The 16,397-nt window shown below is 71.3% G+C and carries 17 protein-coding genes; 8 read left to right on the top strand and 9 right to left on the bottom strand.

Annotated elements, in window-relative coordinates; all coding sequences use genetic code 11:
• Positions 1-235: 235 nt before the first annotated feature.
• Together NBY65_RS33855 and NBY65_RS18470 are read left to right on the top strand one after the other, a co-directional pair.
• A complete protein-coding gene (locus NBY65_RS33855; RefSeq protein ID WP_284347516.1) occupies positions 236-2,884 on the top strand; it encodes a PAS domain S-box protein in 2,649 nt (882 codons plus the stop codon).
• A 96-nt stretch (positions 2,885-2,980) separates the two neighbouring features.
• Positions 2,981-3,289 (top strand): hypothetical protein, encoded by a 309-nt coding sequence (locus NBY65_RS18470; protein ID WP_150045609.1) that lies wholly within the window; start codon positions 2,981-2,983, stop codon positions 3,287-3,289.
• A 27-nt stretch (positions 3,290-3,316) separates the two neighbouring features.
• Here the strand turns inward: NBY65_RS18470 and NBY65_RS18465 are convergent, their stop codons facing one another.
• The 4 genes from NBY65_RS18465 to NBY65_RS18450 are packed head-to-tail and all read right to left on the bottom strand — an operon-like array spanning position 3,317 to position 6,062.
• Positions 3,317-4,105: an anti-sigma factor family protein gene (locus NBY65_RS18465; protein WP_150045608.1), complete on the bottom strand. Its 789-nt coding sequence runs from the start codon at positions 4,103-4,105 to the stop codon at positions 3,317-3,319.
• Entirely contained in the window at positions 4,105-4,701 is a 597-nt protein-coding gene (locus tag NBY65_RS18460; RefSeq protein ID WP_203330751.1) for a sigma-70 family RNA polymerase sigma factor, read from the bottom strand. Before NBY65_RS18460 ends, NBY65_RS18465 begins: the two co-directional genes overlap by 1 nt.
• A 48-nt stretch (positions 4,702-4,749) precedes the next feature.
• Positions 4,750-5,109, bottom strand: a complete 360-nt coding sequence (locus NBY65_RS18455; RefSeq protein WP_150045607.1) for a cupredoxin domain-containing protein — start codon at positions 5,107-5,109, stop codon at positions 4,750-4,752.
• 23 nt (positions 5,110-5,132) lie between these two features.
• Complete coding sequence (locus NBY65_RS18450) at positions 5,133-6,062, bottom strand: metallophosphoesterase family protein (protein WP_150045606.1); 930 nt, start codon at positions 6,060-6,062, stop codon at positions 5,133-5,135.
• 370 nt (positions 6,063-6,432) lie between these two features.
• Between NBY65_RS18450 and NBY65_RS18445 the strand changes: the two genes are divergently transcribed.
• Genes NBY65_RS18445 through NBY65_RS18435 form a run of 3 tightly spaced genes read left to right on the top strand, consistent with a single transcriptional unit; the run spans position 6,433 to position 9,471 of the window.
• The gene (locus NBY65_RS18445) at positions 6,433-6,855 is read left to right on the top strand and encodes a CBS domain-containing protein (RefSeq protein ID WP_150045605.1); all 423 of its coding nucleotides are present in this window, start codon (positions 6,433-6,435) and stop codon (positions 6,853-6,855) included.
• 49 nt (positions 6,856-6,904) lie between these two features.
• Positions 6,905-8,059 (top strand): FIST signal transduction protein, encoded by a 1,155-nt coding sequence (locus tag NBY65_RS18440; RefSeq protein ID WP_150045604.1) that lies wholly within the window; start codon positions 6,905-6,907, stop codon positions 8,057-8,059.
• Complete coding sequence (locus tag NBY65_RS18435) at positions 8,056-9,471, top strand: ATP-binding protein (RefSeq protein WP_150045603.1); 1,416 nt, start codon at positions 8,056-8,058, stop codon at positions 9,469-9,471. Before NBY65_RS18440 ends, NBY65_RS18435 begins: the two co-directional genes overlap by 4 nt.
• Here NBY65_RS18435 and NBY65_RS18430 read toward each other — a convergent pair.
• The 3 genes from NBY65_RS18430 to NBY65_RS18420 all read right to left on the bottom strand — a co-directional run bounded on the left by NBY65_RS18430 (position 9,414) and on the right by NBY65_RS18420 (position 12,875).
• Positions 9,414-11,768, bottom strand: coding sequence for a sensor histidine kinase (locus tag NBY65_RS18430; RefSeq protein ID WP_150045602.1), 2,355 nt, complete (start codon positions 11,766-11,768; stop codon positions 9,414-9,416). The two genes, NBY65_RS18435 and NBY65_RS18430, sit on opposite strands and share 58 nt — an antisense overlap.
• Positions 11,769-11,989: 221 nt before the next feature.
• Entirely contained in the window at positions 11,990-12,181 is a 192-nt protein-coding gene (locus NBY65_RS18425) for a hypothetical protein (RefSeq protein ID WP_150045601.1), read from the bottom strand.
• A gap of 106 nt (positions 12,182-12,287) precedes the next feature.
• Positions 12,288-12,875: a GNAT family N-acetyltransferase gene (locus tag NBY65_RS18420; protein ID WP_150045600.1), complete on the bottom strand. Its 588-nt coding sequence runs from the start codon at positions 12,873-12,875 to the stop codon at positions 12,288-12,290.
• Positions 12,876-13,027: 152 nt separating this feature from the next.
• On the opposite strand from NBY65_RS18420, the gene NBY65_RS18415 reads away from it, so the two are divergent.
• Together NBY65_RS18415 and NBY65_RS18410 are read left to right on the top strand one after the other, a co-directional pair.
• Positions 13,028-14,563 carry a DUF1254 domain-containing protein gene (locus NBY65_RS18415; RefSeq protein ID WP_203330750.1) on the top strand — a complete coding sequence of 512 codons (1,536 nt, stop codon included), beginning with the start codon at positions 13,028-13,030 and terminating at the stop codon, positions 14,561-14,563.
• 43 nt (positions 14,564-14,606) lie between these two features.
• On the top strand, positions 14,607-15,239 hold the full coding sequence (locus tag NBY65_RS18410) for a class I SAM-dependent methyltransferase (protein ID WP_150045598.1): 633 nt from the start codon (positions 14,607-14,609) through the stop codon (positions 15,237-15,239).
• Between the two features lie 26 nt (positions 15,240-15,265).
• Here NBY65_RS18410 and NBY65_RS33850 read toward each other — a convergent pair whose 3' ends face one another.
• Positions 15,266-15,394 carry a hypothetical protein gene (locus NBY65_RS33850; RefSeq protein ID WP_275266345.1) on the bottom strand — a complete coding sequence of 43 codons (129 nt, stop codon included), beginning with the start codon at positions 15,392-15,394 and terminating at the stop codon, positions 15,266-15,268.
• A gap of 281 nt (positions 15,395-15,675) precedes the next feature.
• A complete protein-coding gene (locus NBY65_RS18405; RefSeq protein ID WP_150045597.1) occupies positions 15,676-16,035 on the bottom strand; it encodes a hypothetical protein in 360 nt (119 codons plus the stop codon).
• A 144-nt stretch (positions 16,036-16,179) separates the two neighbouring features.
• Here NBY65_RS18405 and NBY65_RS18400 point away from each other — a divergent pair, with 144 nt between their 5' ends.
• Positions 16,180-16,365 carry a hypothetical protein gene (locus NBY65_RS18400; protein ID WP_250265693.1) on the top strand — a complete coding sequence of 62 codons (186 nt, stop codon included), beginning with the start codon at positions 16,180-16,182 and terminating at the stop codon, positions 16,363-16,365.
• The last annotated feature ends 32 nt before the right edge of the window (positions 16,366-16,397 follow it).

Genomic DNA, 16,397 nt, shown 5'->3' with positions numbered 1-16,397 from the left:
CCAGGCGCCGGGTGGTTTTTTCATCCCCTGCCCCAACCCGGCGGAGAACACCAAGCAAGCGCCAAAAACAGGCGGAATTTCAATTATGTGAAGATATTGCCCCGGTTATCGACAGGACCGGAACGGCGCCCTGTGCCCACGATGCCAACCAGGGCGGGGCCAACCAGGGCGGGGCCAACCAGGGCGGGATACCGGCGCACGCGATGCCGCCGTGTTCAACGAAGCGGAACCCCGAATGAGAAGCTCGTGGCCATGCCTGCTGGCGATCCTGCCGTTGCACTTCACCGGATGGACCATGAGACCCGCGGGGCTGCTGGGCGCATGGCTGAACCGCCGCCCGGTTGCCCGCATCCTGCAAGGGATCAACCGCTGGCGGGCCGGCAAGGCCGGCGCCGGCACCGTTCCGGCGGCGCAGGTGCGCGCGCAGCCCCTGCCCGAAAACGAGGCGCGCTTCCGGGTGCTGGCCGAGTTCGTCCCAAGCCTGCTGTTCGAGGCCGAAGCGTCGGGCGCCAACAGTTGGACCAGCCGCAACTGGCTCGACTATGTCGGCCGGAGTGCGGGGGAGATGGCGGGCGAAGGCTGGGCCAGCACCATCCATCCCGACGACCTGCCCGGGGTGCAGGCGCTCTGGCGGGACGCGATGGGGAGCGGATCCGACTTCGTCTCCCGCCAGCGCATCCGCCGGGGCAGCGACGGCGCCTGGCGCTGGCACCAGGTGCGGGCCGTGCCGTTGCGCGGGGCGAAGGGAGAGATCCTGCGCTGGCTCGGGACGGCGAACGACGTCCACGACCTGCTCGAGGCGAAGGCGGCCCTGCAGGAACAGGAAGAGCTGCTGCGGCTGTTCGTGGACCGCACCCCCGCCGCCATCGCCATGTTCGACCATGACATGCGCTACCTCGCGATCAGCCGCCGCTTCCTGCGCGACTTCGCGCTGGAGCAGGTGCCGGACCCGCACGCGCTGATCGGCCTCAGCCACTACGACATCTTCCCGGAAATACCCTCGCACTGGCGGGACAACAACCGGCGCGTGCTCGCCGGGGAAACCCTCTCGGCCGAGGAGGAGCCGTTCCGGCGCCCGGACGGCCGCGTGCAGTGGGTGCGCTGGGAGATGACGCCCTGGCACCGGGCGGACGGGACGGTCGGCGGGCTGATGCTGTTTTCCGAGGAGATCACCGCGCGCAAGCAGGCCGAGGCGGCGCTGCGCGCGAGCGAGGCACGGTTCCGCGCCATCACCGATGCCATGCCGCAGCTCGTCTGGTCCGCCCGGCCGGACGGGATGACGGACTACCATAACCAGCGCTGGCACGAGTTCACCGGGATCCCGCCGGAGCAGCGGACGGACGACGACTGGGCCTTCATCCTGCATCCCGACGACCGCGACCGCGTGCTGGCCCAATGGCGGCACAGCGTGACCACCGGCCAGGCGTTCGAGCAGGAATACCGGCTGCGCCGGGCGGATGGCGGCCATGGCTGGATCCTCGGCCGGGCGGTGCCGGTGCGCGACCCGCAGAGCGGCGCCATCACGCGCTGGTTCGCCACCGGCACCGACATCTCCGACGCCGTCGCCGCGCGCGAGGCGCTGGCGCGCAGCCATGCCGAGCTGGAACGCCTGGTGGCCGAGCGCACCGCCGCCCTGACGCGCGCGGCGGCGGAGCAGCAGCAGGCGGAGCAGGCGATGCGCCAGGGCGAGAAGCTGGCGGCACTGGGCCAGCTCGCCGGCGGCATCGCGCACGACTTCAACAACATCCTGCAGATCATCAGCAATTGCGCGGCGCTGATCGACGGCGACGCGGGCGGGGACAACGGCGTCGGCGAATGCGTCGGCATGATTTCCGACGCAACCGAGCGCGGCCATGGCATCATCCGCCGGCTGCTCGCCTTCGCCCGCCGCGGCGAGCTGCGCGCCGGCCCCATCGACCCCGCCGCCCTGCTGGATGACATGCGCGAGGTGCTGACCCACACTTTGGCCAGCACGGTGGTGCTGCGCTTCACGGTGGAACCCGGCCTGCCGGTCCTGCTGGCCGATCGCGGCCAGTTGGAAGCGGCGCTGATCAACCTCGCCGTCAATGCCCGCGACGCCATGCCCGAGGGCGGCACGCTCACGATCCTCGCCGCGGTGGAGACGGTCGGGACCGACGCGGCGCCGCCGTTGCCGCTGGAGCCGGGCGCCTATGTCCGCTTCACGCTCAGCGACACCGGCCCCGGCATGGACGAGGCGACGCTGGCGCGCGCCTGCGAGCCCTTCTTCACCACCAAGCCGCGCGGCCGCGGCACCGGGCTCGGCCTGCCCATGGCCCGCGGCTTCGCCGAGCAATCCGGCGGCGCGCTGGTCATCGACAGCGCGCCCGGACAAGGCTGCACCGTCTCGCTCTGGCTGCCGGCGCCCGGCCAGGAAGCGGAGGCGGCAGAGCCGGACCCCACCTCCCCGGCCCGCGCCGGGACCGCCTGGCGGGTGCTGCTGGTCGATGACGAGCCCCCCCTGCTGCGGAGCCTGGCCATCGGCCTGCGCCGGGCCGGCTTCGTCGTCGCCACCGCCGGGGACGGCCCGGCGGCGCTGGCGCGGCTGGACGCGGGCGAGGCGGTCGACGTGCTGGTCACCGACCTGCTGATGCCCGGGATCAGCGGCATCGCCCTGATCCGCGAGGCGCAGGCGCGGCGCCGCGGCCTGCCGGCGATCCTGCTGACCGGCCATGTCGACGACGGCGTCGAACTGGCGATGCAGGGCGCGATGTCGGCGACGTTCTCGCTGCTGGGCAAGCCGGTCGGCATCGCCGATCTTGCCGACAGGATCACGGCATTGCTCGAAGGCACCACGTCGCCGGAAGGCACCACGCGGCCCGAAGGCAACGCGGGGCTTGAAGGCAGGCGGGGGGCGACCGCCTGACCGGACGGCGGCCGGCCCTGTGACGCAGGTCACGGCGGCGGCCGTCCGGATGCGCTTCCCTCGCGGGCGGCAACCGGAACCATGGATCATCGCACAATGAGGACCACGCTGTTCGCCGCCGCCGCTTTCCTCGGCCTGCTGGGCGTCATTCCCGCCGCCATCGACATCGGCTCGGCCTGGCCCCTGTTCGCCGCCGGGGAAGACCGCATGGCCCTGGCGGTTTTCGTCGCGGTCACCACGACGGGCATCCTGGCGGCCATTCCCACGATCACCGAAATCGGCGGCGTCGTCGGGCAACTGGCCGAAACGGGCGATCGCTGGGTGGCGGCGCTGTGCATCGGCGCCGCCATGTTGGGCCTGCTGGTGGCCGTTCTTCTGTCCACGGGCCTCGGCGCGGTTTCCTGAGGCGTCATGCCGGATCTGGTGTCGCCATCAGGGCATGTCCGCCCCTTCCTGCCAGAGCCGCGCGAACCCGGCCAGTTCCTGTGCATTCAGGTCAGAGACCGCCCAGAACGCCATCCCGCCCCGGCGCCAGCGCAGGACGTTGTAGCCGAGATGGCTGCCCGCGACGGGGTCCTGGTCCGGGCGGGCGGCATCGGGCCAGACGAACAGGTCGATCACATGCGGCCCGCTGCGGTAGACCAGCGCCGCGACCGGCCGCCCGGTCAGGTCGTCCAGCCGGCCGCCGATCAGCGGAAACCCCGCCGCCGCGAGATCCTTCACCGGCGGCGCATAGTCCAGCCGGCCGGCGAACCACGGCCGGACCGTGTGCTGGTCGGAAGACACCACGTCGGTCAGGTGCCCCGGCTGCAGGGCACGCAGGTGGCCGGCGACCACGCTGTCCGACAGCAGGCCGGCGTCGCCGCGCGGCAGCACCAGCAGCAGCCCGGCCGCCAGCGCAAAGCCGGCGGCAAAGCCCAGCCCCGGAGCGGTCCAGGACAGCCGCAGCAACCGCCACCACGGCACGGCCGGCCGCGCCGTCGTCACCGGGGCGGCGGCGGCAACGCGCGCCCGCACGGCGAGGCGCAGCGTCTCCGGGGCGGTGTGATACGGCAGCTCATCGCGCAGGCGCCCGGACAGCACCAGAAGCCGCGCCTGCAGCGCCGCGCAGCCGGGACAGGCCGCGACATGCGCGCCGATGCGGGCCGCCTCCGCGGGCGCCAGTTCGCCGTCCACATCGGCCTGGATCAGCAGGCGCATCTCCGGACATGCCTCGGCCATCACCCCGTCCCCCCCTCGGCCTGGGCCTGCAGCAAGGCCCGCCGCGCCCGCCACAACCGCGACATCACCGTGCCGACCGGCACACCAGTGACCTGCGCCACCTGCCGGTACGACAGCTCCTCCAGCTCCCGCAGCACCAGGCATTCCCGCAATTCAACCGGCAACGCCGCCAGTGCCCGGTCCAGCCCGGCCAGCGCCTCGCGCCGCGCCAGCCGCGTTTCCGGATCGTCCGCCGGATCGGGCACCTGCAGCGCGGGAGCCTCGCCGTCCCCGTCCGGCCCGGCGCCGGCATCCAGGCTCGTCGTCGCGCCGCGCCGGCGCGCGGCCAGCGCCGTATAGGCAACGTTGCGGACGATCCGCAGCAGCCAGGCCCGCGCATCGCCGCCGCGGTAGGAGGCGAAATGCGCGAAGGCCCGCAGCATCGCCTCCTGCACCACGTCCTCCGCCAGCGCGGCGTCCTGCATCAGCCAGCGCCCCAGGTTGTACGCCGCGTCGAAATGCGGCAGCACCAGGGCTTCGAACCCGCCCGGCTCCGGCACGGCGGGCGCGGCAACGACGCCGGTCACCACCGTCGCCCCGCGCCCGCGCAGGCTCAACGCACGACCATGATTTGCGCGCTCATCGCACGACCATGATCTGCGCGCTCATCGCACGACGACCACGCCCTGCATGTGCGGATGCAGGGAGCAGAAATAGCGATAGGTACCGGGATGGTCGAAGGTCATGGCAAAGGTATCGCCGGTGTCGAGCGGCGGTGACTTCATCACGCGCGGCTCGTCGCTGCCAGTGACCGTGTGCGGGATGTCGTCACGGTTCGTCCAGGTCACGCGCGTGCCCGCGGCCACGGTGACGCTGGCCGGCGAGAACGTGAAGTTGTCGATCGTCACCTGCGCCTCCTCCCCGGCGGCGGCGGGCACGGGCACGGGCACGGTGACGGCCAGCGCCACGGCGAGGAAAAGCCCGGACAGGGCGGCGATGTTCGAAAAGGCGGGGACTTGCGGCATGGCACTTCTCCCTGGCACCCGCATCAGGCGCCGAGCGGGGTGTCGATGACGGCGAGGCCGGACTGCCCGGCGACGCGCGCGACCCGCGTCACGCCCAGCGTGGCGCGCAGCCGCCCGGCGGGCAGGTCGCGGATCGGCCCCGGCGAGGCGGCCGTCCCCGGCGCGGGCTGCGGGAACGCCGTCGAGCAGGCGGTGTGGAAGGCGATGGTGCCTTCAACCTTCTGCATCACCTGGTGGATGTGCCCGTTCAGCACCGTCACCGAACCGAAGCGGCGTAGCAGCGCCAGCGCCTGCGCGCCGTCATCGGTGCCCCAGCCCCACGCCTCGCTGACCAGCCAGAGCGGCACATGCGCGAACACCACCACCGGCTGGCTTGCCGGCCGCCCGGCAAGGTCGCGCCCCAGCCAGTCCAGTTGCTCCGCGCCGAGATTCCCCAGGCCGCCGGCCTTGAGATCCTGCACGTTGTTCAGCGCGACAAAATGCACGCCCTGCTGGTCCCAGGAATACCAGCCGCGCGGCGCCTGCGGGGTGAAGCGCGCGAAGAACGGCGCGCCGTCATCGACCAGCACGTCGTGCTCGCCGGGCACGTAATGCACGTCGAGCCCGGCGCCGCGGATGATCTCCGCGGCGGTGTCGAACTGCGCGGGCCGGGAAAGCTGGCTCACGTCGCCGGTGTGCAGCATGAAGGCGGCATCGCCCTTCTGCCGCGCCACCTGCGCAACCGCCTCGCGCAGCGTGCCCGGCGTGTCGGCGTTCGGCGCGGCGGCGAAGCCGATATGGCTGTCGCTGATCTGCACGAAACTGAGGCCACCCTCAGCCGCTGCGGCCGTGCCCAGGCCGAGCAGGCGCGAACGCGGCACGCCGCCGCTGATGGTCCAGAGCATGGCCGTGCCGGTCCAGGCCATGCAACGCAGCAGGCCACGCCGGTCGAAAGTCCCTGTGGGGCTGGGCATGATTGCGGTTTCCCGTGAATGTTCACGGGGCGCAGACCCGCCGCATGGGGGCTTTATTCGCGGCTGACGAGGCGTTGATCCGCCGGGGCTTCGCCCCAGACCCCACCAAAGGGCTTCGCCCTCTGGACTCCCACCAATGGCTTCGCCCTTGGAACCCATTCCTTGCCGCGCAGCGAGAATGGGATCCAAGGGCCTTGTGGCCGTCGCGCGACCGCGCGCCTGCGCACGACGGCGGGTCGAGGGCAGAGCCCTCGCCTTCCCTCAAGAATCCGTGACGCTTTTCCCGCCGTGGATCTTGCCGTGGATCAACCTCGCCGTGGTGGACTGCGTTTACCCTTCGCCAGGATCGAATGGAGCGAGGAGGCGGATCATGCAAGATCGCGCCATGGCTGAGATCGTACGGGATCAGCGTCCTCTTGTGGCAGGCCCGACGGCGACGGTTGCCGAAGCCTGCGCCGCCATGCACCAGCGGCGGGTTGGTGCCGTGCTGGTCGTCGAGGAGGGCGACCATCTGGTCGGCATCTTCACCGGGCGCGACGCGGTGCGCTGCCTCGCCGAGGGCTGCGACGCCCCGCATACCCGCCTTGCCCAGGTGATGACGCGCGAGCCGGTCACCCTGGAACCGGAGCACCACGCGATCGACGCGCTGCGCCTGTTCAGCGACGCCGGCTTCCGTCATTTGCCGATCTGCCGTGACGGCCGGGTCTGTGGCATCGTCTCGCGCTATGACTTCCGCGCCATGGAGCATGCGCGGCTGGACGAGGAGACCCGGTTCTTCGAGGTGCTGCGCTGAAAGGGCGGCCGGGGCCGGCCCTGGCCCCGGCCCGCGGAACGGACACGCGATGCAGGCAGCCACCGCCTTCACCCGGATCGAGGACAGCGCGGCCGCCGGCCGCATGCTGGGCCGCGACCTGATGGACCAGATCGGCGGCCCGGCGGATGCGCTGGTCGTCTTCGCCGGCCCCGGCCACGACCACCCGGCCCTGCTGCACGCGCTCGCCGACACCTGCCCCGCGCGGGCCATGCTCGGCGCCTCCTCGGCCGGGGAATTCGCCGAAGGCGCGCAGGCCGAGGGCACCGCCTGCGCCCTGGCGCTGGTCTGGCCGCAGGCGCGCTTCGCGCTCGGGCTGGGCCGGGGGATGGCGGGCGATCCGACGGCGGCGGCACGGGCCATTGTCGCCGGATTCCACGGCCAGGCGCCGCCCACCCACAGCCGCACCGCGCTGGTGCTGACCGATGCCCTGGCCGGCCATGCCCAATTGCTGCTGGAAGAACTGACGCTGGCGACTTCCGGCCGCCACCAGTTCTTCGGCGGCGGCGCCGGCGACAACGGCCGGTTCCGCCACACCGTCGTCTTCCACGGCACCGAGGTGGTCTCCGACGCCGCGGTGGCACTGGAGATCGTCTCGCCCAAGCCGCTGGGCATCGGCGTCGGCCATGGCTGGGAACCGGCCGGCCCGGCGCTGCGCGTCACCGAATCCGAGGGTCTGCGCCTGGCCGGCCTCAACGGCCTGCCCGCTGTCGAGGCGTTCGAGGCGCATGCCGGGCGGCTCGGCAGGTGCTTCGACCGGCAGGCACCGCGACCGTTCTTTCTCAATAACGTTCTCGGCATCGAGGCCGGCGGCTTCCATCGCCTGCGCGTGCCGCTGGCGATCGATGCGCGCGGCGGCCTGCTCTGCGCCGCCGAGGTGCCGCAGGGCAGCCTGGTGCACATCATGCGCAGCTCCGCCGCCTCGACCGTCGCCGCCGCCGGGCGGGCGGCGCGGGCGGCGCTGGCGGGGCTGGACGGCTACCGCCCGGGCATCACCCTGTTCTTCGACTGCGTGGCCACGCGCCGCCGCCTCGGCGCCGGCTTCGCCGACGAACTCGCCGCGGTGCGGGAGCGCATCGGCGCGCCGCTGCTCGGCTGCAACACCCACGGCCAGTTCGCCCGCGCCGACGGCCAGTTCGAGGGCTTCCACAACTGCACAGCCGTGGTCTGCATCCTGCCGAAATGACGTACGTCCCGACCGACACCTCCCGCCACCTGCTCAACGCCCTCGCCGATCCCGCGCAGCGCCCGCGCGCGGCGGCGGCGCTGGCGGCGCACTGGGGGGTGGAGGCGGTGCTGGTGCTGATCCCCGACCACGAGCTTGGGGTGCTGCGCCCCGCCCCCGGCTTCCCCGCCACCCTGCCCGGCGGCGCGGGCTGGCGGGCGCTGCTGGCGCGCTGCGCCGCCCCGGGCGAGGCCAGCGCGGAGGTCGCCTGGCCCGACCAGGGGCACCTGGTGGGCTGCCGCGCCGCGACCGGGCCGGACGGGTCGGTGCTGCTGCTGCTGGGCGGCGAGGCGGGGCTGACCGTGGCCGGGCTGGAGTGGCTCGGCTTCCCCCTGCTGGCCGCGCTGCTGCGGGCGGAGAGCCTCGCCGGCATCAGCGCGGCGCGCGCCGCCGAAGCCCGCCAGGCCGGCGCGCGGGCGGCCGCCCTGGCCACGGCGCTGGAGGCGGCGCGGGCCGAGGCCGCGGCGCGGGCGAGCGAACTCGCGCGGGCGCTGGAGGAAGCCGATCGCCTCAACCGCGCCCTGCAGCAGTTGAATGCCACGCTGGAGGCACGGGTGGCCGCGCGCACCCGCCTGCTGGAAGCGGAGATGGCGTGGCACCGCGAGGCCGGGGCGGAGGCGGCACGGGCGGGGCTGCTGGAAGCGGTCGGCCAGCTCAGCGGCGGCGTCGCGCATGACTTCAACAACCTGCTGACGGTGGTGCTGGGCGGGCTGGATCTGGTGGAGTTGGGGCTGGCGGGCGACGACGCGGAGGCGACGCAGGAGGGGCTGGAGCAGGCGCGCGACAGCGTCGGGCGGGCGGCGCGGCTGGTGCGGCAGTTGCTGGCCTTTTCGCGCCGGCAGTTGCTCGATCCACGGCCGGTGGACCTCAACCGGCTGGTCGCGGCGCTGGCGGCGCCGCTGCGGCGGGTGCTGGGCGAGGCGATCGAGCTGCGTCCGGTGCTGGCCGAAGGGCTGTGGCTGGTGGAGCTGGACGCCGCGCAGCTTGAAGTGGTGCTGCTGAACCTGGCGCTGAACGCGCGCGAGGCGATGCCGGCGGGCGGGCGGCTGAGCATCGCCACGCGCAACACCCGCCTGGACGCGGCGGCGGCCGGCCCGCAGGCGCGGCCGGGCGCCTATGTGGAGCTGGCCATCGGCGACACCGGCTGCGGCATGCCGCCCGAGGTGCTGGCGCATGTGTTCGAGCCGTTCTTCACCACCAAGGAGGTCGGCCAGGGCACCGGGCTGGGGTTGAGCGAGGTGCACGGCGTCATCGCCCAGTCGGGCGGGCATGTGCGGCTGCTGAGCACGCCCGGGCACGGCACGGAGGTCAGGATCTACCTGCCGCGGCTCGGCGGGGACGATGAGGCGGAGGACGGCACGGAGCAGGCCTGAGCCCCCTCTTCCCCCGCCACCGGCAGCCACAGCGTGACCGTGGTGCCGCGACCGGCCTCGCTCTCGATGGCCATGGCCCCGCCGCTCTGTTCGGCGAACCCCTTCACCATCGACAGGCCAAGCCCGGTTCCCGCGCCGACTTCCTTGGTGGTGAAGAACGGCTCGATGGCCTGGGCCAGCGTCTGCGGGTCCATGCCGCTTCCCTCGTCGCGGACATCGATGCGGACATAGCGGCCGGGCGGCAGCGGCACCCCGGGGGGTTCGGCCGGGGGGGTCATGGTCGCGGCAATCACCAGCGTGCCGCCGCGCGGCATCGCGTCGCGCGCATTGGTCGCGAGGTTGAGCAGCGCCGTCTCCAGCTCCGACCGGTCGGCCGCGATCGCCGGCAGGTCGGGCGGCAGCGCGACCCGCACCGCGACATGGCCCCCCAGCATGTGCGTCAGCATCTCGCCGAGTTCCCCCAGCATGGCCGCGAGGTCGATCGGCTCCACGCTGAACTGCGACTGCCGGGCGAAGGCCAGCAGGCGGCTGGTGATGATCGCGCCCCGCTGCGCCGCGCCGCGGCCGATGGCGCCCCAGCGCCCGACCTTGGCGGCATTGCCCGGATGCGCCTCGATCAGCGCCAGCGCGCCCTGCACCGCCTGCAGGATGTTGTTGAACTCGTGCGCCACGCCGCCGGCGATCTGCCCCAGCGCCTGCATCTGCCGCGCCCGCATCGCGCCTTCCAGCGCGGCCTCGCGGGCGAGGATCTCGTCCTGGACCCGCTGCTCCAGCGCGCGGTTCAGCTCGGCCAGCGCCGCCTGGGCCTCGATCAGGTCGTGGACATCGGTGACCGAGCCGACCCAGCGCAGGATCCTGCCGCCGGCGTCGTGGATCGGCCGGGCATGCACCAGGTGCCAGCGCCAGGCGCCGTCGCTGGCCCGGCGGATGCGCCGGCGCTTGACGTAGCCCCTGCCGCTGCGGATCGCCTCGCGCCATCGCCCGGTGGCCTCGGCCAGTTCCTCGGGATGGACGGTGGCCAGCCACCCCGCGCCCAGCAGCGCCGTCGCCGGCAGGCCGCAATAGCGTTCCCAGCCATCGCTCACCCAGGTGAGGCTGCCGCTCGCATCGGCCTCCCACGCCATCGTGGGAACCGCGTGCAGCATGGCGCGGAAACGTTCCTCGCTGTCGCGCAGGGCCGCCTCGGCCGCGGCGAACCCCAGGCGCAGGTCGTCGATTTCGCCGATTCCCGCCGGCGGCAGGGCGGCGGCGGTGTCGGCCGTCGGCATGCCGCGCCGCCACTGGCTGGCGACGCCGCGGACATGCGCGCCGAGGCATCGGACCGGCAGCAGCACCCGCCGCGCCGCCAGCAGGGCGAGGCCGCCGCCCAGGAGCAGCGCCAGGGCCCCGCCGACGGCAAGGCCCAGCAGCGGCACTTGCCAGGCGGCGTCGAAGGAGGCGGCCGGTTCGGCCACCACGACGGTCCAGCCGGGCGCCGAGGCCACGGCGTGAAAGGCGATGACAAGAGGCACGCCCCTGGCTCCGACGCCACGGAAGACGCCCCATTCCTGGCTGGCGTAGCGGCTGATATTGGCCGGCCTGGCGCCCTGGCCGACCAGCTTCTCGTGCAGCCCGTCCGATCGCGCGACGATCACCCCCCTGGAATCCAGGATCACCGCATACGCCGTGTCGGGCAGTTTCTGCGCCATCAGCAGGTCGCGCAGCCGGGTCGCCTCGGTCGAGGCGCCGGCGACCAGCATCACGCGACCGGCGGCGTCGCGCACCGGAACCCCGACGGAATAGGTGTGGGTATGCGAGGCCGTGCCGACGACCATCTCGCCGACGGCCGGGCGTCCGGTGGCGAAGACCTGCCGGACCATCGCCAGCGCGGCCACTGGCGGCAGCTTCGGTCCCAGCGGCTCGCGCGTGGTCAACAGCCGGGTGCCATCCTGCCGCGCCAGGTAGATGGCCGCGCCAATCTCTTCGCCGATCAGGCGGGCCTGGGCGTAAAGCGTCGGCAGGTCGGGGGACGCAGCGTCGGGGCCGAAGGCCGGCGAGGTCGCGTAGGCGATCAGGGCGGCGATGTTGCCAACGATCTGCCGGTCCAGCGTGAAGGCCAGGGCACTGGCAAGGTCGCGCAGCCGGTCCTTCTCGGCGGCGCGGTAGCCCTCCACCGCATGCCAGGTGGCGACGCCACCGACCGCCAGCGCCGGCACCAGGATCACCATCGCCAGGCCGACGAGCAACGCCCCCAGCCGCGGGCCGCCGCCCGTGCGGGGGGGCGCGGACCGGAAGCGCGCGAAAAGGGCCGAGACCACGACGGTTACCTCCACGGTCCGGGCGCGGAGATCCCGGAACGCCGTTCATCGGGCGGCGTCGCCGGGGCCGGGGCACGCAAGCCCCTCCATCCGGTTCGTCCGGCAGGCGACAATACTACCTACAATCGTATCCTGATGACGCAGCCTATCCGACAATGACAGGTCAGGCATCTGCATGTCGCCAGGACATGCTGCCCAGGGTGCATGAGGCTTATGATCTTCTACTTCGCATCGACATCTTCGAGCATACGGGTAACTACCCAGTACTCCTTCATGATATCGACGAAATCGTTTTTTTGACCAGAAAACATAATGCGAGTCATGCTGTTATTTAGTTGAACAAAAGCAGCAATTTGTTTTGGGTTTATCGAGATTTCCAGATTATCCGGCGTCTTGGCCTTCAGGAAATTCATTGCCTCTGCACTCCGTGGTACCGGGATGGTGAGGCATTCTATCATCTGAGCCGCGTTGCTGTCCGTTCGCGCCGGCAGCCGCTTCGGCGCAGCGCGCCAGGCGGCGTCAGAGCCGCCTGGCGAACACCAGGGACCTCGAAGCCCCCCGCCGGCAGCCGGTGGCCGGCCTGTCGCCGACGCAGGCGAACCCCAGCCGCCGCAACACCGACTGCGAGGCCGCATTCTCCGGGTCCGTGGTGGCATGGATCTCGGCCAACCCGGCCAGCCGCCGCCGCGCATCCGCGAGCAGGGCTCCGGCCGCCTCCGGCATGTATCCGCACCCCCAGGCCGAGGGCCGCAGCCAGTAGCCAAGCACCGCCCCCGCGCCATCGGGTTCAAGCGAGATGCCGCCGAGCAACGCGTCGGTGTCCCGCGCCGCGATGACCCGGAAGGGATGGAACCCCGCGCCGCAGACCGTGGCGGTCAGCGCGATATACGCGAGCGCGTCCCTGGGCTCGTAGGGATAGGGCGGCCGGACGACCCACTGCGCCACCGCCCAGTCGTTCAATCCGGCGCACAGCCCGTCGACGTCGCCCTCGCCCCCCGGCCGCAGGCGAAGCCGTGGCGTCTCCAGGACGGCGCCGGACGGACCGGGCCGGTCGCGGGCCGCCTGCCCTGCCACGTTGTCTCCGCCGATGGTGCCAGTCCTTTGCATCGATGGATTTCACCCACGCCGCCGCCGGCTGTCCACCCCGGACCGTCGGATTGCCCCGCCCTTCCGGCCGAAACTGCATAGTTGCCGCCCCGCAGGAAGGCGCATTGTCCCGCCCACGCCGCAGGAATGGCACAGAAACGAGGGAGTTTGCCGTGCAGCACCTCCACCGCCGGGCCGCCTTCGCCTTCGGGGTCGCGCTGGCGACCGCATCCGCTGCGCTCGCGCAGCCGCTGACCGGCGCGCCGGCCCAGCCGGACCTGCGCTTCTCGACCCCGCTGCCCCCCGGCGTGGCCGCGCCGCCCACGCTCGAGACCCGGTTCGGCACGCTGCAGTTCCTCGACGGCGTCCCCGACGCGGCATCGACGCAGAAGCTGTTCGACAACCTGGATTTCCAGCGGGCGGTGCAGGCCTATCTGCTGGCCATCCCCGCGGTGAGCCAGGTCGCCGACCGCAACGCGATCCGCGGGCTCGGCCCGACCAACCGGGTGGTGCCGGTCTTCGCCGACCTGGTGGATTCCCGCACGGTCGGGCTGACCTTCAACGACAACACGGTCTACACCTGGACCTGGCTCGACCTGCACGACGGCCCGCTGGTGATCGAGGTGCCGCCGGAAGTCCTTGGCACCGTCAACGACATCTGGTTCCGCTGGGTGGTCGATGTCGGCATCACCGGCCCCGACCGGGGCCATGGCGGCAAGTACCTGCTGCTGCCGCCGGACCATGCCGGGCCGGTGCCGCACGGCTACCACGTGGTGCATTCGCCGACCTTCAACCTGTGGATCCCGTGGCGCATCTTCCTGCAGGAAGGCAGCCCCGAACCCGGGGTCGAGCGGACGAAGAAGCTGCTGCGCATCTATCCGCTGGCCGATGCCGGCAGGCGTCCGCCGGAGCTGACCTTCGTCAATCTCTCCGGCAAGCCCTTCAACATCGTCAATCCGGCCGATTTCAGCTTCTGGGAGCTGCTGAACCAGGTCGTGCAGGAGGAACCCACCGCCTCGCTGGACCAGATCCGGCTGGGCTTCTACCAGTCGATCGGCATCGAGAAGGGCAAGCCCTTCGCCCCGGATGCGCGGATGAAGCAGATCCTGACCGAGGCCGCCGCGGTCGGCGACGCCACCGCCCGCGCCATCGCCTATCACACGCGCGAGCCCGAGGCGTACTACTACCCGGGCAGCGCCTGGCAGAAACCCTTCATCGGGGGCTACCGTTTCCAGACGCAGCCCGGCGTGCTGAACCTCAGCGCCTACAGCTTCTACTACTTCCTGGCCACCGGCGTGACGCCGGCGATGGAAGAGAAAATGGTCGGCCGGGGCTCGCAATATGCGTGGGCGGCGCGCGACGCCAAGGGCGAGCCGCTGGATGGCGGCAAGTCCTACCGGCTGCATCTGCCGCCGAAGATCCCGGTCCGGGATTTCTGGTCGGTCATCCTCTACAGCAACCAGACGCGCTCCATGCTGCAGACCGACCAGCGCTTCCCCGGCCTGGGCAGCCAGAGCAAGGGGCTCGAGGTCAATCCCGACGGATCGGTGGACGTGTATTTCGGCCCCACGGCGCCGGAAGGCCGGCAGGCGAACTGGGTGCAGACCGTGCCGGGCCAGGGCTGGAACACGATCCTGCGCCTCTATGGCCCGCTGGAGCCGTGGTTCGACCAGAGCTGGCGGCCGGGCGAGATCGAACCGTTGTCCTGACCGGCGAGCGGGGTAGAGTCCTGGCTTTCCCCGGAGAGTCGCCGTGCAGGACATCATCGATGGCTATGCCGCCGCCGCGACGCCCGGGCTGATCGCCCGCTTCGACGGGCTGGTGCCGGAGCAGGTCTACGCCCCCGTGCTCGACCTGTTGCCGCTCGCCCCGGCGCGGATCGCCGATATCGGCGCCGGCACCGGCCGCGACGCCGCCTGGTTCGCCGGCCAGGGCCATCGCGTCCTGGCGGTCGAGCCGGTCCGGGAATTGCGCGAGGCCGGCCTCGCGCGACACGGCGCGGCCGGGATCGAGTGGCTGGATGACCGGCTGCCGCTGCTGGCGAAGGCACGGGAGCACGGCCCGTTCGATCTGGTGGTGCTGTGCGGGGTCTGGCAACACCTCGACGACGCGGCGCGGGCGCTGGCCATGGACAGCCTCGCGCGGCTGGCGGCGGCCGGCGGGCGGGTGATCCTGTCGCTGCGCCACGGGCCGGGGTCCGCGGGACGGCGCGTGTTTCCGGTGGTGCCGGACCGGACGATCGCGGCGGCGGCCCGGTCGGGGTTCACGCTGCTGCGACGGCGGGAGGCGGATTCGATCCAGCCGGAGAACCGGGCACAAGGCGTGCGCTGGACCTGGCTGGCGCTGGCGCGGCGCGGCCCCGCGACCGGCCAGGAAGGGCATTGATGATGCCCTTCCAGTATCAGCCGTTATTAAGTAATGGCCTTACTTATTGTTGCAGCAATTGCAATACAGATAACAGGCAGCACGACAATAGCCGCAACAGTCAGGTAACGCGCGCGCCGTTCATCGGCTTCGCAAATTTCGGCAAGCTCATGCATTTGGCATTCTCCGGGGCTTGAGGATGCATGCCTCCTACTAGGTGATATCCAGCCCCTAATTCCAGTAAAAAATGGCACGTCTGAAATCAGACAATGCCAGTGTATGGTTTTTAACATCACACTGGATCAAAAATTACATTCCATTCATCGTCCCCGGCCTGTTTCATCCACACGTTAATATTTCGCGCTGCCGCGAATGGCACGCGATGATGCGGGAGCGCGGAATCATCGGACCGATGACGCAGCAGATTCAATCCCTCACATCGTTCCCGGATGGACATTCATTGCTCGCGCCACCCGTCCTGGTACATGCAGTCGCGGAAAATGGCGCTGCGTCCGGAACTGTTCGTGTCGGTGGTGGTCTTGTTGACGGCGTAGTATTGATCGCCGCTTTTGATGCAGCCGCTGCTGTTGTACCATTCGCATTTCTTGCGATCGTCGTAGCTGGCGCCGCGGCTTGTCGTCGTCACCATGTTGGCCGGCAGGGTAGCATAGGCGACGGCCCGGCAATGGGTGGTCGCGGCATCCAGCGCCGCCGGGCCGGCGCCGGGCTTGACCCAGGTCGTGCACGCGGCCAGCGGCAGGGCCAGCAGGACGATCGTGCAGAACCGCCAGACCAGCCATTCCTGCGACATCTTCATCCGGGCCCCCGTTATCATTCCGAAATCGCCACATTGCGGCCTTCGCGGATCAGGTTGCCAGATTCCAACCTTCGTGCAAGCTGGATATCAATCCAAAACAGTTGAAATATTGTAACGATATTCATCAGGGAAAGCGGCGGGACCATGCTGAAGACATGCGGCCGGCTTCTGGGCCGGATCCTGGGCCATGCGCTCAGGCTTCTCGACGTCCATGCCTCGGGGGGCGCCGTGGCGGGGATTCCGGATCTGCACCCGCCTCCCGCCCCGCCGGAAAAGAGCCCCGGCGATGCCGCCCCCGACCGCGCGGACCGGCCCGGGAAGCGCACCTAGCATTACAGTTGCTTTTTTCTGTTCCCTCTCCA

The organism is Rhodovastum atsumiense (assembly GCF_937425535.1).
Classification (GTDB): Bacteria; Pseudomonadota; Alphaproteobacteria; order Acetobacterales; family Acetobacteraceae; genus Rhodovastum; species Rhodovastum atsumiense.
This window is presented reverse-complemented; position numbering and strand designations above follow the sequence as displayed.